The sequence below is a fragment of the Streptomyces sp. NPDC058579 genome, assembly GCF_042718575.1.
Classification (GTDB): domain Bacteria; phylum Actinomycetota; class Actinomycetes; order Streptomycetales; family Streptomycetaceae; genus Streptomyces.
Window position 1 is genome coordinate 1 of sequence record NZ_JBHXPI010000041.1, and the last position, 23,995, is coordinate 23,995.

General features: G+C 70.6%; 16 protein-coding genes and 1 pseudogene. 10 read left to right on the plus strand and 7 right to left on the minus strand.

Annotation, left to right across the window (positions count from 1 at the left end; genetic code table 11):
• Positions 1–29 precede the first annotated feature (29 nt).
• Positions 30–1,346, minus strand: a complete 1,317-nt coding sequence (locus ACFWRO_RS30555; protein ID WP_384515799.1) for a discoidin domain-containing protein — start codon at positions 1,344–1,346, stop codon at positions 30–32.
• A gap of 45 nt (positions 1,347–1,391) precedes the next feature.
• Here ACFWRO_RS30555 and ACFWRO_RS30560 point away from each other — a divergent pair, with 45 nt between their 5' ends.
• Complete coding sequence (locus ACFWRO_RS30560) at positions 1,392–1,721, plus strand: hypothetical protein (RefSeq protein ID WP_384515801.1); 330 nt, start codon at positions 1,392–1,394, stop codon at positions 1,719–1,721.
• A 106-nt stretch (positions 1,722–1,827) separates the two neighbouring features.
• Here the strand turns inward: ACFWRO_RS30560 and ACFWRO_RS30565 are convergent, their stop codons facing one another.
• Positions 1,828–2,244: a DUF3592 domain-containing protein gene (locus ACFWRO_RS30565; RefSeq protein WP_384515803.1), complete on the minus strand. Its 417-nt coding sequence runs from the start codon at positions 2,242–2,244 to the stop codon at positions 1,828–1,830.
• Between the two features lie 169 nt (positions 2,245–2,413).
• Between ACFWRO_RS30565 and ACFWRO_RS30570 the strand changes: the two genes are divergently transcribed.
• From ACFWRO_RS30570 to ACFWRO_RS30585, 4 genes are all read left to right on the plus strand, one after another.
• On the plus strand, positions 2,414–3,772 hold the full coding sequence (locus tag ACFWRO_RS30570) for a DUF2254 domain-containing protein (protein ID WP_384515806.1): 1,359 nt from the start codon (positions 2,414–2,416) through the stop codon (positions 3,770–3,772).
• A 162-nt stretch (positions 3,773–3,934) separates the two neighbouring features.
• Positions 3,935–5,905 (plus strand): potassium transporter Kup, encoded by a 1,971-nt coding sequence (locus tag ACFWRO_RS30575; protein WP_384515809.1) that lies wholly within the window; start codon positions 3,935–3,937, stop codon positions 5,903–5,905.
• Between the two features lie 222 nt (positions 5,906–6,127).
• Complete coding sequence (locus tag ACFWRO_RS30580; RefSeq protein ID WP_384515812.1) at positions 6,128–7,387, plus strand: extracellular solute-binding protein; 1,260 nt, start codon at positions 6,128–6,130, stop codon at positions 7,385–7,387.
• Between the two features lie 266 nt (positions 7,388–7,653).
• Positions 7,654–9,285, plus strand: coding sequence for a hypothetical protein (locus ACFWRO_RS30585; RefSeq protein WP_384515816.1), 1,632 nt, complete (start codon positions 7,654–7,656; stop codon positions 9,283–9,285).
• Between the two features lie 12 nt (positions 9,286–9,297).
• On the opposite strand, the pseudogene ACFWRO_RS30590 reads toward ACFWRO_RS30585, so the two are convergent.
• The 5 genes and pseudogenes from ACFWRO_RS30590 to ACFWRO_RS30610 all read right to left on the minus strand — a co-directional run bounded on the left by ACFWRO_RS30590 (position 9,298) and on the right by ACFWRO_RS30610 (position 15,665).
• Positions 9,298–10,418: pseudogene (locus tag ACFWRO_RS30590) on the minus strand (Gfo/Idh/MocA family protein).
• Positions 10,419–10,490: 72 nt separating this feature from the next.
• Positions 10,491–11,951: a M1 family metallopeptidase gene (locus ACFWRO_RS30595; protein ID WP_384515818.1), complete on the minus strand. Its 1,461-nt coding sequence runs from the start codon at positions 11,949–11,951 to the stop codon at positions 10,491–10,493.
• Positions 11,948–13,642 carry an extracellular solute-binding protein gene (locus ACFWRO_RS30600; RefSeq protein WP_384515820.1) on the minus strand — a complete coding sequence of 565 codons (1,695 nt, stop codon included), beginning with the start codon at positions 13,640–13,642 and terminating at the stop codon, positions 11,948–11,950. The genes ACFWRO_RS30595 and ACFWRO_RS30600 overlap by 4 nt, the downstream gene beginning before the upstream one ends.
• A 72-nt stretch (positions 13,643–13,714) precedes the next feature.
• Positions 13,715–14,575, minus strand: a complete 861-nt coding sequence (locus ACFWRO_RS30605) for a carbohydrate ABC transporter permease (RefSeq protein WP_384515823.1) — start codon at positions 14,573–14,575, stop codon at positions 13,715–13,717.
• 133 nt (positions 14,576–14,708) lie between these two features.
• Positions 14,709–15,665 carry an ABC transporter permease gene (locus ACFWRO_RS30610; protein ID WP_384515825.1) on the minus strand — a complete coding sequence of 319 codons (957 nt, stop codon included), beginning with the start codon at positions 15,663–15,665 and terminating at the stop codon, positions 14,709–14,711.
• A 257-nt stretch (positions 15,666–15,922) separates the two neighbouring features.
• Here ACFWRO_RS30610 and ACFWRO_RS30615 point away from each other — a divergent pair, with 257 nt between their 5' ends.
• The 5 genes from ACFWRO_RS30615 to ACFWRO_RS30635 all read left to right on the plus strand — a co-directional run bounded on the left by ACFWRO_RS30615 (position 15,923) and on the right by ACFWRO_RS30635 (position 23,925).
• Positions 15,923–16,909 carry a hydroxyacid dehydrogenase gene (locus ACFWRO_RS30615; RefSeq protein WP_384515828.1) on the plus strand — a complete coding sequence of 329 codons (987 nt, stop codon included), beginning with the start codon at positions 15,923–15,925 and terminating at the stop codon, positions 16,907–16,909.
• On the plus strand, positions 16,906–18,042 hold the full coding sequence (locus ACFWRO_RS30620) for a LacI family DNA-binding transcriptional regulator (RefSeq protein WP_384515831.1): 1,137 nt from the start codon (positions 16,906–16,908) through the stop codon (positions 18,040–18,042). Before ACFWRO_RS30615 ends, ACFWRO_RS30620 begins: the two co-directional genes overlap by 4 nt.
• Before the next feature lie 129 nt (positions 18,043–18,171).
• On the plus strand, positions 18,172–19,530 hold the full coding sequence (locus ACFWRO_RS30625; RefSeq protein WP_384515917.1) for a M60 family metallopeptidase: 1,359 nt from the start codon (positions 18,172–18,174) through the stop codon (positions 19,528–19,530).
• Between the two features lie 22 nt (positions 19,531–19,552).
• Positions 19,553–21,994 (plus strand): polysaccharide lyase 8 family protein, encoded by a 2,442-nt coding sequence (locus tag ACFWRO_RS30630; protein ID WP_384515834.1) that lies wholly within the window; start codon positions 19,553–19,555, stop codon positions 21,992–21,994.
• Between the two features lie 17 nt (positions 21,995–22,011).
• Complete coding sequence (locus ACFWRO_RS30635; RefSeq protein WP_384515836.1) at positions 22,012–23,925, plus strand: DUF2264 domain-containing protein; 1,914 nt, start codon at positions 22,012–22,014, stop codon at positions 23,923–23,925.
• Positions 23,926–23,995 lie beyond the last annotated feature (70 nt).

The window sequence follows — 23,995 nt, forward strand, 5'->3', positions numbered from 1 at the left end:
GGGGCATGACGGCGAAGCGAGTCGGGTGGTCAGTGCAGGACGCGGACCTCCGCGAGGCTGAGCGGGGCGGCGGTGCCGGTCGCGAGCTGAACGCGGAGGTAGCGGGCGCCCTTGCCTACGGCGACGGTGGTCGGGCGGCCGGCGGTGGCGGTCTGGCGGTAGGCGGTGACACCCGGCTGGGCGAGGACTTCGCTGAGGGTGCCGGGCGTGAACGGGATTTCGGAGACGAGGACGTAGTAGTCGGTCAGACGGCCGGCGCAGGAGTCGGTACGGTTCCAGATCTCGACCCTGTTGACCGCCGCGATCTCGCCCAGGTCGACCTGCCACCAGGGCTGGACCTGCTCGGTGGTGTGGGTGACGGATCCGTTGGCCCAGACGCCGTCGGTGTTGCCGTCCACGGCCCGGCCGGCGGCGCCGCCGTAGGCGGTGGTGGACTGGGTGGCGGGCTGCCCTTGGGCGAGATGGGTCGTGCCGGACACGGGCGGGCGGATCTGGACCTCGGCGAGTTGCAGGTAGCTGGGCGCAGCGTCGTCGATCTGGATCCTGACGTACCGGGCGGTCGTGGTGAGCGGGACGGTCAGCAGCCGCTGGGGGTACGCCCCCGGGTTCTTGACCCTCCACACGTCGGAGCGGCCGAGCAGTTCGGCTAGGGAGTCGTCGCCGAAGGGCTGGTCGGAGGCGAGGACGTAGAAGTCGTGGAGGCGGTCGGCGCAGCAGTCGACGCGGTTCCAGACGGTGAGGCTGCCCAGCGCCTGGGACGAACCGAGGTCGACCTGCCACCAGGGGTACGGCTCCTGGAGGGTGTGGGCGACTGATCCGCGGCCGTAGTAGCCGTCGGTGTTGCCGTCCACGGCCCGCTCCGGGCCCGCCTGGGTGGAGGACTGGGTGGCGGGCTTTCCGAGGGCCAGGTTGGTGCGGATCAGGGCGGCGGCCGCAGTGTCCCTGATCGCGGGGCTACCGGTGGCGGAGGCCGTCGTGGTGAAGGTGTGGTCGCCGAAGGCGGCGCCGGTCGGGGCGGTCACCCGCCAGGTCGCGGTGGCCTTCTGGCCGGCCGGCAGGCTCACGGGGATGGACCGGGAGGTCTGTGCCGCCGACCAGCCGGCCGGGACGGCGAGGCTGAGCTGGGTGCCGGTGGCGGGCTGATCGTTCCACCAGGTGTAGGTGGCGGTGACGTCCTGGGCGCCGCCGGGCTGGAACGGGGCCTGGGCCGGGGCGAGATGGACGGTGGGCCGCTGGAGGTTGCCCGTGGGTGCCGGGCCGGCGGGGGTGAAGGAGGCCAGGGCCGCGGTGTCGTAGGAGGTCTGGCCGAGGGTGAGCGTGCTGCCGCTGGTGGCCGCGGTCGGCACCGGGCCGCGACCGACGGCCAGCAGGATCCTGAAGGCCCTGTGCTGGTGTTGCCGTTCTTGCCCGGGGTGACGCCCGACGGGCTGGGCATCGCACGCCAGGCGGGTGTGCGAGGCGGCACGGACGTGGACCGGGTGTCGGTGCAGTACTCCACGGACGACGGCGCCACTTGGCAGGAGGCGCGGGTCTCCGGGCGGAACGGCGAACGGCGGGTGACCGTACCGGCGTTGAAGACCGGCTGGGTCTCGCTCAAGGTCACAGCCCAGGACCGCTCCGGCGCCTCACTGACGGAGACGGTCACCCGGGCCTACCGCGTCGGCTGCCCCGAGTACTGGTGCTCGTACGCTCCGACCTGGCCGCACTGGCCGGCCGGATAGCACGCAGCTGACGAGCGCTGTAGCGGCGGAGGCCGTGCTCGGCGGGTTGCACTGGCGGTAGCCGGCCCCCGCACACCGGCGGTCGGGGCGGGCGACCCTCTCGACGTCACCCGCCCGCGATCGCGACGACGAGCAGCGTGAGCGAGAGCAGTACGACCACCGCACCCCCGACGACGAAGGCCCGTTCGCGGCCCAAGGCCTCGTGGCCCTGGACGACGACGTCGCGGGGGTCTGCCGGGTCGTAGCTGATCAGGATGGTGTCGCCGTCGCGGATCGGGCGGCGCCTGGTCGGGCGGACGGGGCAGGCGACTTCCATCACCCTGTCGTCCTCCGTCACGAACTGGAGCAGTATGGCCGCCCCCTCGCCGGGCCTTCCCGGGCGGCGCTTGACCAGGGCCGGGACGCGGACGCCCGTCGCGCTCACGCGGCGCGCCTGGCGCAGGCCGTAGGTGCCCGCGAGGGCGGCGAGCAGGCCGCCGAACAGCATGATCCCCGCGAGTACGACCAGAGCCCCCGTGTCCACGCCGCCTCCCTCATCGGTGCCCATCGCTCATTCTGGTCACACCATCCCCCGGGCTCCGTCAAATTCATGACAACGTCGCGACCGAAACCCATCAAGGCACACCGCGTTTCCTCACGATGCCGTCAACGACACATATCGATTCACGGCCAACGCCTTACCCTCTGCGGTCATGGCACTGTGGAAATGGCTACGGCAGCACTGGGACTGGCGACGGGAGACACTGCGCACCAATCTGTGGCTGATTCCCAGCCTGGAAGTGATCGGCGTCATGCTGCTGTTCACTGTCACCTACCTCATCGACAGGGCGGCCTACCGCTCGGAGGTCACCCTTCCGTCGTGGGTCATGGCGGGCACCGCCGACTCGGGTCGGCAGATCCTCATCGTCATCGCCGGAGCCCTCGTCACCGTGGTCGGCGTGGTCTTCTCCGTGATCATCGTGGCGCTGTCCCTGGCGTCCACGCAGTTCGGTCCGCGCATGCTGCGTACGTTCATCCGCGACCGCGGCGCCCAGTTCACCCTGGGCACCTACGTCGCCACCTTCGCCTACGTCCTCCTCGCGCTGATCAGCATCGCGCCGGGTTCCCACGGCGACTTCGTCCCGCACCTCTCCATCACCGTCGCCATGGTGGGCATGGGGCTCGACGTGGCGGTGCTCATCTACTTCATCCACCACATCACCGTCGAAATCCAGCTTCCGCGAGTGATCTCACGGATCGCGGCCGAGCTGTCGCAGGCCATCACCACCCAGAGCGCCAAGACGCGTGATGACGTACCCGGCTCGACTGTGGGGCCTTCGGCGGAGGAACTCCTCGGCCGGCTCGAGGGATCGGACGGCGTCGTCTTCGTCCGGAAGAGCGGGTACCTGCAGTTCATCCGCCATCAGCACTTGGTACGGATCGCGGCCAAGGCCGACGCCACGATTCTGCTGCCGTACCGCCCCGGCCACTTCCTCGTCGCGGGCAGCGGAATGGCGCGGGTCTGGCCGCCCGAGGCCGCCCCCGTCGTGCAGCGGGCCCTCGCCAAGGCCGAGGTGACCGGGCACGCGCGCACGCTGGCGCAGGACATCTCGTTCGGCGTGGACCAGCTCGTGGAGATCGCCATCCGCGCCCTGTCCCCGGCCATCAACGACACGTTCACGGCGATGACCTGCATCGACTGGCTCAGCTCCAGCCTGTGCAGGATCACCGACCACTGGGACCCCAGCGGTGTCCATCGTGACGGGGAGGGGGTGATCCGTGTGATCAGTACCGAGGTCGGATACGACCGGCTCGTGCAGCGGAGCTTCGAGAAGATCCGCCAGGCGGGCAGTGGCATGCCCGCGGTGATGATCCGTCAGCTGGAGGCCCTGACCAAGATCATGGAGCGGGCCACCACCACCGAGCAGCGCGCGCTGCTGCTCCATCAGGCGGCGATGATCCACGAGGCATCGGGATCGATTCCCGAACCCTCCGACCGCGCCGACGTCACCCGCCGCTACGAGGCCCTGCGGGCTCTGCACGCCGATCGCGCGGAGGCGCTGGTGGGCTGAGGCGCCTTCCTCGCGCCTTCAGTCGGTGCACCCCTGACGCATTGTGGGTGATCCTGACCGGCTTGCGGGCCGTGCTCCCGCTCGGCCGCGAACCGGACCAGTATCGTCCAGCGCGATGCGCCGGGCCGTCGGCAAGCCGGCCCGCGGCCGAGGAGGAGCGCTGTGACCAATCGCGGGCACGTAGCCGGTTCGGACGACGGATCAGCGTCACGGTCGTCCACGGCAACCGGTCCGGGCCCGCGTGAGGCGCTGCGCCTCGGTCTGGTGATCGGCGCTCTCGGCGTCGTCTTCGGCGACATCGGGACGAGCCCGATCTACACCCTCCAGACCGTGTTCAACCCGAGCGACCCGCATCCCGTGCCGGTCAGCACGCAGAACGTGTACGGGGTGGTCTCGCTCGTCTTCTGGTCGGTGATGATCATCGTCACGGTCACGTACGTCCTCCTGGCGATGCGCGCCGACAACGACGGCGAGGGCGGCATCATGGCCCTGATCACGCTGCTGCGGCGGTGGAACGCGCGACTGGGGCTGCGGACCGCGACCGTACTGGCGGCGCTCGGCATCTTCGGCGCCTCGCTGTTCTTCGGCGACAGCATGATCACCCCGGCCATCTCGGTCCTTTCCGCGGTCGAGGGGCTCAAGGTCGTCGAGCCGTCGCTGGAAGACCTGGTCGTGCCGATCACCGCGGTCATCATCGTGGCGCTGTTCCTGGTGCAGCGCAGGGGAACCGCGGCGGTGGGCCGGGTGTTCGGGCCTGTGATGATCGTGTGGTTCCTGGCCATCGGCGCGTGCGGTCTCGCCGGCATCGTCGACCATCCCGAGATCCTCAAGGCGTTGTCGCCGACGTACGCACTGGACTTCCTCTTCGGCCACTTCGGCACCGCCTTCTTCGCCCTGGCCGCGGTCGTGCTCGCGGTCACCGGCGCCGAGGCGCTGTACGCCGACATGGGGCACTTCGGCCGGCGGCCGATCACCCGCGCCTGGCTCGTCCTCGTCTTCCCCGCCTGCATCCTCAGCTACCTCGGCCAGGGTGCGCTGATCCTCGACGATCCGGCCAACATCAGCAGCCCGTTCTTCCTCCTGGTGCCCGGCTGGGGGCGCTGGCCGATGGTCCTGCTGGCCACGGCCGCGACCGTGATCGCCTCCCAGGCGGTGATCACCGGCGCGTACTCGGTCGCCTCCCAGGCGGCGCAGCTCGGCTACCTGCCCCGGCTGCGGATCGCTCACACCTCGGAGTCCGCCGTGGGGCAGGTCTACGTTCCGTGGATCAACTGGCTGTTGATGGTCTCGGTCCTCACCCTGGTCTTCGCCTTCCGCACCTCCACGGCCCTGGCCTTCGCGTTCGGCATGGCGGTCACCGGGACCATCACCATCACCACCCTGCTGTTCTTCTTCGTCGCCCGCGCGAAGTGGGGGACACCGGTGTGGATCCTCGGCATCGGCGGCGCGGTGCTGCTCTCCGTGGACCTGCTGTTCGTGGCCGCCAACCTGACCAAGCTCGTGCACGGCGCGTGGTTGCCGCTGCTGATCGGTCTCATCGCGTTCACCGTGATGACCACCTGGCAGCGTGGCCGGGAGATCGTCACCAGGGAGCGGGCCGCGCGCGAAGGCCCGCTGCAGGAGTTCATCGAGGAGCTGCACAGTGGGAAGGCGTCGACGGTGCGCGTCCCCGGAACGGCCGTCTTCCTCAACCGGGGCAAGGAGACCACGCCCCTGGCCATGCGGGCCAACGTCGACCACAACCACGTGCGCCACGAGCACGTGGTGATCCTGTCGCTCGAGACCGAGCTCGTTCCCCGGGTTCCGGACGCCGAGCGGAGCGTCGTCGACGATCTGGGCCACGCCGACGACGGGATCATCCACGTCACCTCCCGGTTCGGCTATATGGAGACGCCGGACGTACCCACCGCCCTCGCGACGCTCGACCCGGCGACGACCGAGGGGAGTCTGCAGCTCGACGAGGCGTCCTACTTCCTGTCGAAGATCGAGCTGCGGCGCGGGAAGGCGCCGACGATGGCGCCCTGGCGCAAGCGCCTGTTCATCGCCACCTCATACGTCACCGCAGATGCCGCCGAGTACTTCGGCCTGCCCCGCAACCAGACGGTCATCATGGGCTCGCACATCGAGGTGTGAGAGGTGTCCTTGCCCACACCGAATGTCGGTGCGGAGAGGTCTACGCGCGTCGGAATAGGCGCCGGTATATCGGAAAACACCATTCGGAATCTTCGCCGTTGGAGATACGAACACAACCGTTCGGCAAGAGGCGCGAATACCTCCCGGACCAGGAGAGAATTTCGGACGCACTGTCCAAAAAAGATCAAGAGGAAAAGATCCGTGCGACGAAGACTCTTCGGCATGACCGCCTCCGCGGCCGCATTCGGCCTCCTGGGCTCACTCGTCACCGCCTGCGGTTCGTCCGGGAGCGACGGGACGACGTTGCGGCTCGTGGTTCCCGAGTACGGCACCACTCCGGCCACCAGCTCCAAGGCGTACTGGGACGAGCTGACCGCCGCCTTCACCACCGCCCATCCCGACAAGAAGATCGAGGTGACGCTCCACCCGTGGGCTGACATCGACCGTGAGGTCACCCGCATGGTCAAGGAGAACAACGCCCCGGACGTGGCGCTGATGGGCGCGTACTCGGATTTTGCCGCGCAGGGCCGCCTTTACTCCGCCGACGAGGTCATGTCGATCAAAGCGGAGGCGAACTTCCTGCCGCCGCTCGCCGAGGCGGGTTCGGTCGACGGCACCCTTTACGGCCTGCCCTTCGTGGCCAGCAGCCGACTGCTCTTCTACAACGAGAAGCTGTTCGACGAGGCCGGAGCGAAGCCGCCGCAGACCTGGTCGGAGCTGAAGGACGCGGCCAAGGCGCTGAAGAAGGAGGGCGTGCTCTACCCGTACGCGCTGCCGCTCGGCCCGGAGGAGGCGCACGCCGAGGCCCTGATCTGGGAACTGAGCAACGGCGGTGGCTACACCGACAGCAGCGGTGCCTACAGCCTCGCGTCCGAGAGGAACACGCAGACGTTCCGCTGGATCAAGGACAACCTGGTCGTGCCGGACCTGACCGGCCCTGTTCCGCCGGCCCAGCTCAACCGGCAGGACGCCTTCACCGCCTTCCTGCGCGGCGAGGTCGGCATGGTCAACGGCTACCCCTCACTCCTTCACGACGCGAAGGCGAAGGGCCTCAAGGTCGGCACGCTGCGCATGCCGGTGTCGGACGCCCTGCGCGACGGGGAGGAGCCGCCGGCGGCGGGCATCGCCGACTGGATGATGGCCTTCAAGCACGACGGCAATCGCGAACTGGTCGGCTCGTTCCTGAACTTCGTCTACGAGGACAAGAACCTCAGCGAGTTCGCCGGGCGCTACCACCTGCTGCCGTCGACGGTGTCCGCCACCCAGGCGTCCCAGGACGCGGCGGCGGACCCCAGCGACGGCCAGTTCCTGGCGGCGCTGCGCAGTGCCCAGCTCTACCCCGTCAACGAACCGTCCTGGCTGCAGGTCAGCGACACCATAAAGCGGAACATAGGCAAGGCCGTCGCGCCGTCCGCCGACCCGAAGACCGTGCTGGAGCAGATCGCCCAGCAGGCCGCCCGGGACGAAGCCCAGCAGAAGTAGCGGCCACTTCAACCCGGCCTTACGGCGTCGACCCGACGCCCCCCTCGTCGCTCGCGAAGCGCCCACAAGGCGCGCGGGGCGACGACCATCCGCCTTCGGCGTCGACCGGGCCCGCACAGTAACGCGTAGAAACTTTGTGGCCGCTCTTGCCCGGCATAGCAAACGCTTACATCCTGTCGGGCAATCGGTGGCCGAACGCCCGCGCAGAGCCACGCCCGGACGCGGTTCCCCTCGGCACACCCCCGCCGCACGCCTTCGGAGGACACATGCCAGGACCGTTCGCACGAGTGCTCACCGGGCGGGTCACCGCCCTGCTGACCGCGTTCCTCGCGGTCGGGGCGATGGTCTCGTACGCGCCGGCCACCGCGGCGCCACCGGGTCCGGGCAGCACGCCCGCCGCCGCGGAACCGGCCGCGGGATACGCGCTGGTGGAGAACGACTACCAGGAGGACGCCGGGCTCGGGAGCTGTCTGCGTACGTTCTCCGGTGCCAACGCCGTCGAAGTCGGTGACTGTACCGCTGTGGGCGGCCCCACCGACTACACCTCGATGCGCCAGTGGCAGGCCGTCGACCAGGGCAACGGGTACGTCCTGGTGCAGAACAAGTACCGGGCGGACGCCGGGCTCGGGAACTGTCTGCGTACGTTCTCCGGCAGCAGCGCCGTCGAGGTCGGTGAGTGCACCGGGCAGGGCGGCGCCACCGACTACACGTCCATGCGGCTGTGGCAGGCCGTCGACCAGGGCAACGGCTACGTCCAGCTCCGGAACAAGTACCGGGCCGACGCCCAACTGGGCAACTGCCTGCGGACGTTCAACGGAAGCAACGTCCCTCAGGTCGGCGACTGCGCCACGCAGGGCGGTGCCACCGACTACGGCTCGATGCGCGGGTGGAGCGCCGACGGCTTCCTCGCGGGCTGGCCCGTGCGGCCGGTGACCGGCCAGAAGAGGGTGCTCCTGATGGCCACCCACTGGAACGACGCCACCCCCGTCGACCCCGCCCCCGTCGAGCAGGCGGTCCTCGGTGCCGGCTACCCCTCACTCCGCTCGTACCTCACCGAGGTGTCCGACGGGAAGCTGAACCTCACGGGTGACGTCCTCACCGGTGTGGACCTGGGCGCGCGCCCCGCCACCTGCGTATCGGGGGACATCCGTGCGTCGGCACGGGCGGCGGCCCTCGCGCGGGGCGTGAATCCGGATGCGTACGACTACCTCTTCATCGACATCTCGCGCCACGCGGGCTGTTCCTTCGAAGGGCTCGCCTCCATGCCGGGGAACTGGATCATCTCCAACGGCGTGGGCCACAAGACGTGGATGTGGACCCACGAGTTCGGCCACAACCTGGGCTTCCAGCACTCCGACACGCTGCGCGCCTGCCCCGTCTCCGGCAGCGTGACGCGGGTGAACGCCTCCTGCACGGTGGCGGGCGGGGACGACCCGACCGACACCATGGGCGGTGGGGGCATGCACCTCTACCCCGTCGACTACCGCCAGTTCGCCGGCTGGATCCCCGACGCCCAGGTGGTCAGGCCGGCGAGCAGCGGCACCTACCAGCTCGGGGTGCTCGGGGTGAGCGGGACCCAGGAGATTCGTATCCCTCGCGGTGACGGCGGCCACCTGTCGCTCGAGTACCGCCGCGCCACCCCGCCGTACGACGACTACCTCTCGACCGATCCCCTCGTCAACGGCGTCATCGTCCGCATCGTGACCGCCGGCGGCACCGTGCACAACCGGCTCGTGGACGCCACACCGGGGACGGCGACGACCGACGACGCGCCGCTGGCCGCGGGCATGACGCTGGCGGACGAGACCGCGAACGCCGCCGTGAAGGTGTGCTCGGTCGGCGCCTCGGGGGCGGACCTGCGCATCAGCGTCGGCGGTACTACACCACCGGCCTGCTGATCCCTCGATCCCTCACCTCCCCGGACCCCGGCCCGGACGCGTCTGACCGCGCTCGAAGTACGCGATCAGCTCCGGGTCGAGGTCCGGGACCTCGCGCGGCCTCCCTCGCGGGCGAACCGCACGAACTCGTCGATCAGGAGCGGATCGGCGCCGCCGTGACCGGCGTTGTCCTCGGCGGCGGGCACGGGGTACTCGGCGTCGGCCTCCGAACGGTAGCCGGAGCGGCGGGAGTTCCACACCTTCACCACTCCCCCGGGCCCGTCGCCGAAGTTCTCCAGCCGGCCCGCGTCACCGATGACGGTGTAGTTGCGCCAGTAGTCGGGGGTGAAGTGGCACTGCTGGTACGCGGCCAACACACCATTGTCGAGGCGCATGTTGACCAGGGACACGTCCTCGACGTCGATGACCGGGTTGAGCGCGCGCTGGGTGTGCGGCGGCCAGTGGCCGTCCTTGGTGTACCAGTCCTCGGCCTTGGGTTCGCCGGGCGCTCGGCGGTGCGGGTTGTCCCCGTAGACCATCAGGTCTCCCATGGCCTGCACCTGCCGCGTGGTCCCGCCGGCGAGCCAGTGCAGGACGTCGATGTCGTGGGCGGCCTTCTGGAGGAGCAGTCCGGTGGTGTACCGCCGTTCGGCGTGCCAGTCCTTGAAGTACCAGTCGCCGCCGTAGCCGACGAAGTGCCGTACCCACACCGTCTTGACCTCGCCGATCTCGCCGCGCGCGATGATGTCGCGCATCAGGCGGACGACGGGCATGTGGCGCATGTTGTGTCCGACGTAGAGACGGGTCCCGGTCTCGTACGCGGTGCGCAGGATCCTGTCGCAGCGTTCGACGGTGATGTCGAGGGGCTTCTCGACGAAGACCGGCTTGCCCGCTCGCAGCGCCTCGCAGGCGAGGTCGGCGTGGGTGTGGTCGGGGGTCAGGACGAGGATCGCGTCGACGTCGGGATCGTCCACGACCTTCCGGTGATCGCCGCTGATCAGGGCGCCCGGGAACGCGACGGCCGCCTCCGTCCGCGTCTGGGCGTCGTGCTCCGCGAGCGCCGTGACGCGGGAGCCCGCTCCCGGCCGGTGGGCGGTGCGCGCGAGGGAGCCGCGCAGTCCGTAGCCAAGGACTCCGAGACGGAGGTCGGTCATCGATCGGCCCTTCTCTTGTGGGGAGGGTGGCGGGTGGGGGTGGGGGGTGGAGGGTGGGGAGTGGACAGTTCGTCAGGTCCAGTCCGGGTGGCCGGGCATGGGCGGGTTCTCAGTGCTGAAGAGCCAGTCCTCCAGGAAGGGTCGCAGGGTGGGGTCGTCGGTGACCTCGACGGCATTGTCGATGAAGTCCTGGGTGTCGGCGTTGCCGCCGCGGTGTTTCACGAGCCAGGACGTGATCACGGCGTCGAAGTCCTCCTGGCCGATCTGCTGCCGGAGCGCGTACAGGGTGACGGCGGCGCCGTCGTAGATGTTGAAGCCGCCGAGCGCGGTGGGGAGCCCGGGCGGGCCGTCCGTCTTGCGTACGGCGTCGAGCTTGGCGTACGCCGTCCGCATCTTCTCCTCCATCGAGGAGAAGCCCTGCTGGTCGGCCCAGAGCGCGGCGTAGTACACCGCCGGACCCTCGTTCAGCCAGGCGCTCTGCCAGGTGGTCGGGGTGACGGAGTCGCCGAACCACTGGTGGGTCAGCTCGTGGATCATGACGTTGGTGTACGTCCGTGAGGTGGCGGCGTTCTTGAACCAGCCCGGCCCGAACAGGGAGAGCGTCTGGTTCTCCAGGGCGTCGCCGTAGCCGTCGCGGACGATCTGCATCCCGTAGGTGGAGAAGGGGAAGCGGACGCCGAGGGTCTGCTCCAGCCACTCGATCTGTTCGCCGGTCTGCTCCACGATCGGCTGGTACGTGGCGACCTGGTCGGCGGGGACGTAGTGGCGCAGCCTGATGCCGTGCGGCCCGTCGCCGGTGAGCATGGTCTGCCGCGCCACGGAGATGCCGAGGAGCTCCGGCGCCATGCGCGAGCCGAGGACGAAGTCCCAGGTGGTCCTGGGGTCGGCCGAGCCGGCGGCCGCGCGGGAGCCGAGGAGGGTGCCGTTGGCGGCCGGCGTCCAGCCGTCCGGGGCGGTGAGGTGGAAGGACCAGGTCGCCTTGTCCCTGGTGGTGTCGTTGACCGGCGCGAAGGTGTCGGCGCGGGACGCCTGCGCGGCGGAGACGAAGCCGCCGTCGCTCATGTAGCGCCAGCCGGGGGCTCCGACCGGCTTCGTCTTCCCGTTGCCGCGGTAGGCGACGGTGACCACGAAGGGCAGGTGGTCGTGGAGCGCGCGGGCGGGCGTGACGGTGAGCTCCTGGCCGCTCTTGCCGAGCGAGACGGCCCAGGTGGCCGCCTTGCCGTTCACCTTCACCTCGTCGACGGCGAGGGAGTCGATGTCGAGGTTGAAGGAGGACAGGTCCTGGGTCGCGGTCGCGTAGATCTTCATCACGCCGCTGAAGTCGTACGTGACGGGGGTGAAGTCGAAGGAGAGGTCGTAGTGGAGGACGTCGTAGCCGCCGTTGCCGAGCGTGGGGAACAGCGGGTCGCCCGCGCCGTCCGCACCGGGCTTCGGGTCGAACGCGTCGTGGGCCCGCGCGCCGGGCGCGGCGCAGAGGGTGAGGGCGACGAAGGCGGTGGCGGTGGCTACGGCCGTGCGCAGGGTGCGGGTCACTTGGCGGTCTCCTTCGTGCTCTGCTGGGCCGCTTCCTCGAACTCGGCTCGTGCCTTCTCGCCGCCCTTGGCCAGCCAGTCCTTGACGAGGGCGTCGTAATCCTTCATGGATTTGCGTCCGGAGATGATGTCCTTCAGGCCGTCGCCCTTCAGCGTGCCGAGGCTGCCGGTGCCCTCGGAGTCCCAGGTCGGGGACGTGAAGTCGAGGTGGTCGGCGCGTCCCAGCTTGGGGATGAGCCGCGTGTACGCCTGATGGGCATGGGTCACGGCGTCCTTGTTCGTGGCGGAGAACAGCGCCGGGGTGGCGGAGGAGAGCTTCCCCCAGGGGACGCCGACCTCCAGCGAACCGCGCGCGGTGAGGACGGGGTTGCCGCGGGCGTCACGGGCGTGGTCGGCGCCCTCCACCCCGAAGTTGATGAGGGTGTACTCCTCACTGCCGAACGGCGCCGCGATGAAGTCGAGCAGCCGCAGGATCGCCTCGACGCGCTCCTTGGGCGCCTTCTTGATGTACGTCTCGCTGAGGGTGGTGTTGTCGGACCAGGCCACGGCCGTGGGGCCGAACGGCACCATCGGCCGGACGTCGAAGCTCTTGTCGACGGCGGCCATCGATTCGACGTAGCCGGTGGAGGGCGCCAGGTAGGGGGGCATGCCGTCGTAGACGTACGCGCCCTTGCCGTTCTTGAACAGGTCCGTGTACTGGGCCTTCTGGGCTCCGGTCATCTGGAGCGTGCCGGGGTAGTAGCAGCCGGCCTTGTACAGCTTGGCGGCCGTCTCGACCGCGTGACGGTACGCGACGGTCTCCAGGTCCGCGGTGAACTTGCCGGTCTTCTTGTCCATCGCCCACTGGTACGGCGCGCCGGCCGACATCGCGAGCAGGTTGGTGGCGCCCGCGACGATGGCGTACTGCCGCTCCTTGGGGCGCGTCAGCTCCTTGCACACCTCAAGGAAGCGATCGAGCCCTGAGATGTCGTCGAGGCTCTCCACTCCGACCTCGCGGAACAGGTCGTGCCGGTAGAAGCCCGCGCCGGATGTTCCGTAGCGGGTGATGGGGACGCCGTACAGCTTGTCCCCGTACAGGCACTCCTGCCAGGCGCTCGCCGGGATCGCGGCGAGGTTGGGGTACGCCTTGACGTGGTCACCGGAGAGGAAGGGTGTGAGGTCGGCGCATTGGGACGCGAAGAAGGCGGCCTTGTGGGCGACGCCGCCCGTCTCCGGGTACATGAAGAGGTCGGCGAGATCGCCGCTCGCGATCATCGTGGAGAACTTGGTGCCGTAGTCGTCGGCCGGCACCGCGGTGATGTCGACCTGTCCGCCGAGCCGCTTCTCGATGGCCTGCCAGGCGGCGTTCTCCGCGCGGCCGGGCGCCGGGGGTACGAAGGTCTCCGTCATGGCCTTGATGGGCGCGACGCCCTTCAACGGGGTGCCCTGGACGGAGCGGACCGGGGACTTGGGGTAGCTGAAGTAGGCGTGGGGTACGCCGGTGGCGGTACCCGCCAGGTCTGCGGTGACGGTGTTCACGGCGACCGTACGAGGGAGTGCGCCGCGGCTCTTCGCGGCCGCCTTCCCGGCGGTGCCGCCGCCCTCGCCGCACGCGGAGAGGAGGGGCGCGACGGCCAGTCCCAGGCCTAGGCCGAGGGAGGCGCGCAGGAGGGTCCTGCGGTCGAACGACGCGGATCTACGGGCGAACGGCACGAGCAACTCCTTGGGCGAGGGGCGGTGAGCGAGGGGGGGTGATGTGTGTGGCGGCGGGGAGGTGAGCGGGGTTCAGCCCTTGATGGCGCCGGTGAGCACGCCCTTGGTGAAGTAGCGCTGGAGGAAGGGGTACACACAGAGGATCGGGATGACGGCGATCACCAACACGGCCATCTGGACAGCCTGTTGAGGGGCGACGGACTCACCGACCGAGGCGCCTTCCAGCGACTGCCCCTGCAGGACGAAGGTGCGGAGCACCATCGCCAGGGGCCACTTCTCCGCGTCGTTGAGGTAGAGCATCGCGTTGAAGAAGGCGTTCCAGTACGTCACCGCGTAGAAGAGGCCGATGACGGCGAGGACGGCCTTCGAGAGCGGAAGGACGATGCGGACCAGGGTGCGGAAGTCCCCCGCGCCGTCGACCTTGGCGGCGTCGTACAGCTCCTCGGGGAGGTTCATGAAGAAGGAGCGCAGGACGACGAGGTTGAAGGCGCTGACCATGGTGGGCAGGACCAGCGCGGCCAGGCTGTTGTAGAGGCCGAGCTCCTTCACGGTGAGGAACTTGGGGATGATGCCCGGGTCGAACAGCATGGTGAACAGGGCCGTCATCAGGATGAAGCGGGAGCCCACGACGTCGCGGCGGGAGAGTCCGTACGCCATGCCGATGGTGGCCAGGAGGCTGCACGCCGTACCGACGAGCGTGACGACGAGACTGGTCAGGAGTGCGCGGGTGACGACGCCACCGCTGAGGACGGTGCGGTACGCCTCCAGGGTGGGGTGGTCGGGCCACAGCACGAGGCCCGGGCTCCTGATGATGTCCGTCTGCGAGGCGAAGCTCGTGCCGATGACGCCCAGCAGCGGGTAGGCGACCGCGGACACGACCAGGACCAGCACCAGCCCCTTGAGGAGGAGGCCGAGGCGGGTGGGCTTCTCCATCCACGGTGGCCGTCCCCCGGAGGACGCCGGCGAGGCCGAGCCCGAGCCCGAGGCTGAACCCGTCCGCCGGGCGGATGCCGTGGCGCCCTTCGACGCGGTGCCGGCCGGGGGCTCCGACCTGGTCCTCTGTGAATCAGCGGTCAGCACCTCGGTACACCCCTTCGTGGCCGAGCCGGTGCGCGAACTTGTTCGCGCCGAGGACGAGGACGGTGCCGATGACCGCCTTGACGAGACCGACCGCGGCCGAGGTGCCCCAGTCGTTGTCCTTGATGCCGTGGAAGTAGACGTAGGTGTCGAGGACTTCACCGGCACCGGGGCCGACCGCGTCGCGTTGGAGCAGGATCTGCTCGAAGCCGACGGAGAGGATCTGACCGAGGTTGAGGATGAGCAGCAGGATGATCACCGGGGATATGCCCGGCAGGGTGACGTGCCACAGCCGGCGCAGGCGGCCCGCGCCGTCGATGGCCGATGCCTCGTAGAGGCCGCGGTCGATGTTGAGCAGTGCGGCGAGGATGATGATGGTGCCCCATCCCGCGTCCTTCCACATCACCTGAAGGGCGAGCAGCCAGGGGAAGGCGCCGGGATCGGTCGTCATGTCGTAGCGGGGCAGGCCGAGTTGGCCGAGGAGGTCGGGGACGACGCCCGCGCCGCCCAGGATCTGCTGGAAGATCGAGACGATGATGACCCAGCCGATGAAGTGCGGCAGGTAGACGACGCTCTGCACGAACCGCCTGACCCTGTCGCTCACGATGCTGTTGAGCAGCAGCGCGAGTCCGACCGGCACGGGGAAGAAGAACACCAGCTGCACGAGCGCGATCTTCAGGGTGTTGCCTGTGGCCGACCAGAACGCCGGATCGGCGAAGGCGGAGGAGAAGTTGGCGAAGCCGACCCATGCGCTCTGCGTGTAGCCCAGGTACGGCTGGTAGTCCTGGAACGCCACGACGTACCCGAGCAGCGGCACGTAGTGGAACACCACGAAGTACAGCAGCCCCGGCAGGGTCAGCAGCAGCATCACCTTGTCCCGCTTGAGCCGTTGCCGCAGGGAGAGGCGGCGAACGGCCAGGGGTGGAGAGGGTGTTGTGTCTGCCATGAGGCGGCAAGGTAGTAACCGCTTACCCTGGGCGTCAAGGGATCCGGCCCACACCGATGTGGCCTGATGCGGCCTCATGCGGCCCGCCGATGGGGACCGCCTGCTTGACGCCCCCTCTCGCAGTCCTTACCGTTCGGTCACCTCATAGAACACGCTTACTGTCCGGAGGCAGGGTGCGAACCACTGATGAGGCGCCGGTACCCACCGGCCCCTTCGACGCCACACCGCCCCGCAGGCGGCCCCGTACGGTCCTGGCGATGGATGTCGCGTTCCTCGACGACGTCTTCCCGCCGGCCGTCCGCGCCCGCCTCGAGGAGATCGCGAACATCCAACCCCCGTACCTCCTCCAGGAATTCACCAGCCCTCGGGCGGTCGCCGCGCTCGCCGAATGCGAGGTGCTGCTGACCGGCTGGGGCTGTCCCCGCATCGATGCCACGGTCCTCGACCGGGCGCCGCGGCTCGAAGCGGTGATCCACTCGGCCGGCACCGTCAAGACGTTCCTCGACCGCGCGGCGTACGAGCGGGGGATCACGGTCTCCTCCGCGGCGGCCGCCAACGCCGTTCCGGTCGCCGAGTTCACGCTCGCCGCGATCATCCTGGGCGCCAAACGCGCCTTCCCGCTCGCCCACCTCTACCGCCACCGCCGCTCGCACCGCACCGCCTCCGACCTCCACCGTTTCCGCTGGCTCGGCACCCACGGCATCACCGTGGGCGTGGTCGGCGCGTCGCGCATCGGACGTCGCGTCATCCAGCTGCTGCGCTCCATCGACGCCGAGATCCTGCTGTACGACCCGTACGTCGACGCGGCGGAGGCCGAGCGGCTCGGTACGACACTCACCGACCTCGACACCCTCGTCGCCACCAGCGACGTCGTCACCCTGCACGCGCCCGCCACGGACGCGACCCGTCATCTCCTCGACGCGCGGCGCCTTGACCTGATGCGGCCAGGGACGCTCCTGGTCAACACCGCGCGGGGTCCGCTCGTCGACACCGAGGCGCTCACCGCCCACGTGGCCGAGGGGCGCATCGACGTCGTCCTCGACGTGACCGACCCGGAACCGCTGCCCGTCGACCATCCGCTGTGGGAGCTGCCCAACGCCTTCCTCACCCCCCACCTGGCCGGCGCCCAGGGCAACGAGGTGGGCAGCCTCGGGGCGCTCGCCGTCGACGAACTCGCCCGCTACGCGCGCGGGGTCCCGCTCAACCACCCCGTACTCCTCGAAGACCTGGAGCGCATCGCATGAACGGGCCCACGGGAACGACTCCGGGTACGGCCACCGGCACGGGTACGAGCCCCGGCACAGGCGCCGCTCCCGGTGCGGGTGGGCAGCGGCGGGCGACCGTCGTCGACGTGGCCCGTCACGCCGGGGTGTCGACGGCGACGGTCTCCCGCGTGATGAACCAGAACTACCCGGTCGCCACCGCCACCCGCGAGCGCGTCGAGGCGGCCATGCGGGAACTCGGCTACGTGGTCAACGCCCACGCACGGGCACTGGCCGGGGCCTCGGGCCGGACGGTCGGCATCATCGTCAACGACGTGGTCGACCCCTTCTACGCCTACATCGCCCGGGGCGTCGAACGCGAGGCGACCGCCGGGGACCGGCTGTGCCTGGTGTGCTGCACCCAGGGTGACCCACAGCGCGAGCTGGCCTTCATCGAGCTGATGCACGAGCGCCGCGCCGACGCGGTGGTACTCGTCGGTGGCAGCTACGCCGACCGGGCGTACCAGTCCGAACTGGCCCGCAGGGCCCACGAGCTGGACGCCGGCGGCGCGAAACTCGTGCTGTGCGGACGGCCTTCCCTGGGCGACAACGACCCCACGGTGGGCGTCGAGTACGACAACGAGGGCGGCGCCTTCGCCATCACCGACCACCTCATCGCGCAGGGACACGAGCGCATCCTGTACCTCGGCGGGCCCGTCGGCCTCTCCACCACCATCGACCGGCTCGCCGGCCACCGCCGCGCCCTTGAACTGCGCGGCGTCGGGCACGCCCCGGAGCTGGAGCAGCCGGGGGCGTTCAGCCGGTCCTTCGGCTACCGCCGGATGGCCGAACTCCTGCGGGAGGGCCTTGACTTCACAGCCGTCTTCGCCGCCAACGACATCGTCGCGGCGGGCGCCCTGCAGGCCATGGAGGAGGCGGGGGTACGGGTGCCCCAGGACGTCTCGCTGGTCGGCTACGACGACGTACCCGTGGCCCAGGAGCTGCGGCCCCGGCTCACGACGGTGCGGGTGCCCCTGGAGGAGATGGGCCGTCAGGCCGTACGCGTCGCCCTCAACGGCGGCGACGAGGACGACTGGCGCGCGCCGACCACCGGCAGGCTGCGCCTGGGGACGCACATCGTGGTGCGCGACTCCGTCGCAGCGCCGCGCAGGTGACGTAGAAACAGGTAGTAACTCGCCGGGACCTCTTGCGACTTCATAGCAAGCGCTTACATGCTGGCTGGCGCCGCAGCACCGCACCCTCAGCAGCAGCACACCACCGCCTCCCTGCCCCAGGAGCCCGCGATGCGCCCCTCGTCCCCGTCCTCGTTCCCCTCCTCATCCGCCTCCCCATCACCCTCCCGCCGTACGTTCCTCAGCGCGGCCGCGCTCACGGGCGCCGCTCTCGCACTCGGCACCGAAAGCTCCGCGCACGCGGCCGGCGGCTGCTCCGTCACCGCCGTCGGCCGACCGGCCGCCGAGGCCGAGCGGCTGCGCCTCGGGCAGGCGCTGCGGGCGAGCGAGTTCCAGCCCACCGGCCGGTACGTGCCCGCCGGTCGCGAACTCCGCGTGCACGTACGGCCGTACGACGGACTTGTGCCGACGCTCTGGATCGGCCAGTGGGACTACTACCACGCGACTCTCAAGGCGCCCCGCTCCTACCCGCTCGCCGCCGGCACCCACACCGTCGTCGACCCGCACGGCGGCCCGGTCTACCTCACGCTCGCCGGCGACGGGGAGCGCGCGGGCGTACGCCTCGTCTCCGGTTCGACGCCCATGCCGGTGTTCCGCCTCGGCCGTACGCGGGAGGCGGAGTTCCAGGACGCGCTCGACGCACTCACCGACGTGCCCGTGGTCGAACTCCACGGGCCCCGCTCGATCGTGACGCTGACCAGGGAAGGCGCCCTGCTCTACCGCGACCAGGACCACGCGGCGCTCCTCCGCCTCCTGGAGACGATCATCGACGCGGAGGCGGCCGTCAGCGGTCTCGACGGGTCGAGGCCGGTTCACCGGCGCCAGGCCGGGCGCTTCCACTTCACCGAGGTGTCGGTGGTCCCCTCCGGTGTCGGCGCCTATGCCACCCACGGCTACAACGGCTTCCCGCGCGCCTACCTCGACCGCGCCATCACCGTCGAGGGTCTCCGCACGCGCGGCTGGGGCCTGTACCACGAACTGGGCCATCTCCATCAGCAGATGGCGTACAAGCCCGCCGGCCTCACCGAGGTCACGGTGAACATCTACTCCCTCGCCGTGCAGCGCGCCCTGGGCCAGACCTCGAACCTCCTCACCGTGAACGCCTCCACCGGCCTGAACCACTTCCAGTCCGCCCTGGCCAAGTTCGGTACGGCGGGCCTGAGCTACGAGAAGTCCTTCGGCGCGTACGAGAAGCTCGTGCCCCTGCGGCAGTTGGAGCTCGCGTTCGGGGCCGACTTCTGGCCGCGCGTGCACCGGCTGGTCCGGGAGGAGAACCCGCAGTCGGACCCGGCGGAGACCGCGAAGAGGTACCGGAACCTCGCCGTGTACGCCAGCCGTGTCGCCGGCCACGACCTCACCGGCTTCTTCGCGCACACCTGGGCGTTCCCCATCGACGGCGAGGGCCGGGCGGCCCTCGCCGCCCTCCAGCTGCCCACTCCGGCCGTGGACCCGGCCACTCTGACGGACTGAACCGAAGGGCCACGCGATCACCATGGATCTCACCAGACGCCAGACCCTCGCCTTCTCCCTCTCCCTTGCCGGAGCCGCGGGTGCCGTCGGGGCCTCGACCGTACTGACGCTCCCCGGCCAGGCGGCGCACGCGGCCGAACCCACGGTGGCGGACGACCCCTTCGAGCCGTGGCTCGCCCGTGCCGAACAGCAGCTCACGGGCGGACCGTTCGACTCCGCCGACCCCGACTTCGCGGCGGCGCTCAGCGCCCTGGACGCCCAGGCCACCGCCTGGCTTCGGGCTCTGGACACCTCCTCGGGCCGGGTCGCGCTGTGGTCGGACCTCTCCCCCGCCTCCAGCCCGGACAAGTTCGGCCAGAGCTACCCCCGGCTGCGTACGATCGCGCTCGCCTCGGCCACGCCCGGAACCTCCCTCACCGCACGCGCCGACGTCCTCGACACCCTGATCACGAGCCTGCGCTTCCTCCACACGGTCGGCTACCACCCGAACCGCACCGAGTCGGGCAACTGGTGGTTCTGGGAGATCGGCTCGCCCCGCGCCCTGATGGACACATGCGTCCTGCTGCGCGCGCACCTCCCGGCCGAGGACCTCACCGCGTACCTCGCCACCGTCGCCAGGTTCGTCCCGAACCCCGACCGGCGCACCAACATCCCGACGCTCGCCGAGACCGGGGCCAACCGCGCCGACAAGGCGCTCATCGTCGCCCTGCGCGGTCTGCTCGCGCGTGACGGGTCCGTGGTCGCGCTCGCCCGCGACGGCCTGTCGGACGTCCGCGACGGCGGGCGCAACAGCCTCTTCGCCCAGGTCACCTCGGGCGACGGCTTCTACGCCGACGGCTCGTTCGTCCAGCATGGCTACGTCGCCTACACCGGGACCTACGGTTCCGTCCTGCTGGGCGGCGCGGGCCTGCTGATCGCCCTGCTCGCCGGGTCCACGTGGGCCGTAACCGACCCGCGCGTCGACGTGCTGTACGAGGCGGTGGACCGGTCCTTCGCCCCCGTTCTCTTCGACGGTCTGATGATGGACGCGGTACGCGGCCGCGCCGTCTCCCGGGAGCGCGCCCGGGACCATCAGGACGGCGCGACCACCATGAGCCACATCGTCCAGCTGGCCGCCGGCGCCCCGGAGCCGTACGCCTCGCGGTGGCGTTCCGCCGCCCGTGGCTGGATCGAGCGCAACCGCGAGACCCCGTACGTCGGCCTCGTGGGCATCCCCGCCTTGGCGCGCGCCAAGGCGCTGCTCGCGGACCCGGAGGTGCGGCCGGCGGAGCGGCTGACCGGCCACCATGTCTTCGCGGACATGGACCGCGTGGTCCACCGGCGGCCCGGCTGGGCGTTGGCGCTGTCCCTGTCGTCGAGACGGATCGCCGCGTACGAGGCGGGCAACGGCGAGAACCTGCGCGGCTGGTACACCGGCGACGGCATGGCGTACCTGTACGACGGCGACGACCTCGACGCCTTCGCAGACGCCTTCTGGCCCACGGTCGATCCCTACCGGCTGCCGGGCACGACGGTGGACACCCGGCCGCGCGCGGACATCGGCACCGGCAGTGGGACGGGCACCTTCCGTCCCGCCAACACGGTCGCGGGCGGCGCCGCGCTCGGCGGCCGTTTCGGGGCCGCCGCGATGGAGCTCGTCGCGGACGGCAGTTCCCTGCGGGCCTCGAAGGCGTGGTTCTTCCTCGACAACGCGGTCGTGGCACTGGGCGCGGGCATCACGGCGAGCGACGGACGCACGGTCGAGACGATCGTCGAGAACCGCAACCTGCACGCCGACGGCGTCCCGGACCTCCGGGTCGACGGGCGGCGACAGCCCCGGGAACAGGGCTGGTCCGCGGTCCTCGCGGGCGCGGGCTGGGCCCATCTCGAAGGGGTCGGCGGCTACGTCTTCCCCGACCACCCCGGGCAGGAGGCCACTTCGGTGATGCGCGCGTTGCGCGAGGAGCGCACCGGGAGCTGGCGGGCGCTGAACATCGGCGCGGACACCGGAGGGAGCACGACACCGGTCACCCGCCGCTACGCCACCCTCTGGTTCGACCACGGCGTCTCCCCCACGGCCGCCTCGTACGCCTACGTCCTGCTCCCGGGCGCGTCGGCCGTGGCCACGGGCGTCTGGCACCACTCGCGTCCGGTGCGCGTCCTGGCCAACGACGACACCGCGCAGGCGATCGAGGCGCGCAGGGACGGCCTGCTCGCCGCGCACTTCTGGCAGCCCGGTTCCGTCACCGGGCTCGCCTCCTCCGGCCCGGGCACGATCCTGGTGCGCCGTCACCGGGGCGGTGTCTCCGTGTCGGTCGCCGACCCGGGCCGTACGGCCGAGACCCTGACCGTGGAGCTTCCCTGCTCGGTCCGCCGGGTCGTGCGCGCCGACGACTCCGTCACGGTCGTCCCCGGCCGGCGTCCCGTCCTGACGGTCGCTGTCGGCGGTTCCCGGGGTCACAGCCACACCGCCGAACTCTCCTGAGAGGAGACCCCGCAGCCATGCCCGTAACCGACCCCGCACCGCATCTGCGCCTGCCGCCCACCGACCGCGTCCGCTCCCCGCTGACAGGCTGGACCCGGGCGCACTGGGAGGCCCTCGCCGACCGGCAGCTCGACGCTGTGCTCCCGTACGCGACACCGGGCCTCGCGCAGTACCGGCTGCCGGGTCGGGCCAGTTGGTCGGGGGTGGTCCTGGACGGCCTCGAAGGGTACGCACGGACATTCCTGCTGGCCTCCTTCCGGATCGCGGGCGCGGGCGGGCCCGGTGGCGGGGACGTGTCTCCCCACCTAATCGAAAGGTATACGGAGGGTCTGACAACGGGCACGGACCGTGACAGCCCCGAGGCCTGGCCCGTCCTCACCGACTGCTCGCAGCAGATGGTGGAGGCCGCGTCGATCGCGATCGGGCTGCACGAGACGCGCCCCTGGATCTGGGACCGGCTGGACGTTCGGGTCCAGGAGCGGGTCGTCGACTGGCTGTCGGGCTTCGTCTCCGCCCGCACCTGGGACAACAACTGGCGGCTGTTCCAGGTCGTGTCGGAGCAGTTCCTCGCCTCGGTGGGCGCTCCGTACAGCCGGAGCGACATCGACGACGGCCTCGACCGCATCGAGGACTGGTACGTCGGCGACGGCTGGTACACCGACGGCGACGGACGCAACTTCGACTACTACAACGGCTGGGCCATGCATCTGTACCCCCTGATGTGGGCGCGCATCGCCGGGCCCGGCGGGGACGGAGGACGCGCCGCGATATACCGCGACCGCCTGGCCCGGTTCCTGGCCACGTACCCGCAGTTCTTCGGCGCGGACGGCGCGCCCGTCCACCAGGGGCGCTCGCTGACGTACCGCTTCGCCACGACCGCGCCCGTCTGGATGGGGGCCCTCGCCGACTGCACCCCGCTCGCCCCGGGCCTGACCCGGCGGCTGGCCTCGGGCGTGGCCCGGCACTTCGTGGAGCGCGGGGCTCCGGACCGGCGGGGGCTCCTGCCCTTGGGCTGGTACGGCACGTTCCTGCCGGCGACCCAGCCGTACTCCGGGCCCGCGTCGCCGTACTGGGCGAGCAAGGGGTTCCTGGGTCTGCTCCTCCCGGCCGACCACCCGGTGTGGACGGAACGCGAACTCCCCCTGCCCGTCGAGCGGTCCGTGCAGTACACGGCGTTGCCGGCACCCGGCTGGCTGCTGCACGGCACCCCGCACGACGGCATCGTCCGGCTGGTCAACCACGGCAGCGACCACAATCCGCCCGAGGGGCCAGCCACGGACGACCCGCACTACGCCAAGCTCGCCTACTCCACGGCCACCGCCCCTGAGGCCGCGCCGCACGCCTGGGCCCGCGCCACGGACAACCACCTGACGCTCCTCGCCCCCGACGGCACCCCGTCACGCCGCGTGCGCATCCACCCCCTCACCTGCGAGGGCCGCCGCGCGTCCTCCCGCCACGACGCCCACGTCCCGGGCCGGGAGGAACCGTTCCCGGTCGAGTCGACGAGCGTGCTGCACGGCCCCTGGGAGCTGCGGGTGCACCGCGTACGGGCCCCTGCGGACATCGCGGTCCGCGAGGGCGGCTACGCGGTCGCGGACGGCACCCGCCCCGAGTCCGCGCGGGGCCCCGGCTGGGCTCTGACCCGTACGGAGAGCGGCCTGACCAGCGTGATGGTGGGGCTGTACGGGTGGGACGAGGAGACCGCGATCGCGGAGGAGGTGGAGTCCAACGCCTTCGGACCGTACTCGGCGACCCCCGTCCTACGGGCGACGACCCGTACGACCGACGGCCCGAGCGTCCACGTCTCCCTGGTGGCCCTGACCCGCGACTCCGTCTATCCGGAGGCCCTGCGTACGACGATCACGTGCGCGGTCCGGGACGACGGAACGGTGGAGGTCACGTTCCCGGACGGGGAGACGCTGACGATCTGAGGGGCGGACACGTCGCGGCCGGCCGTCAGGGACGCCGATGCCGATCATTGATGGCTCGAACGTCCCTGCG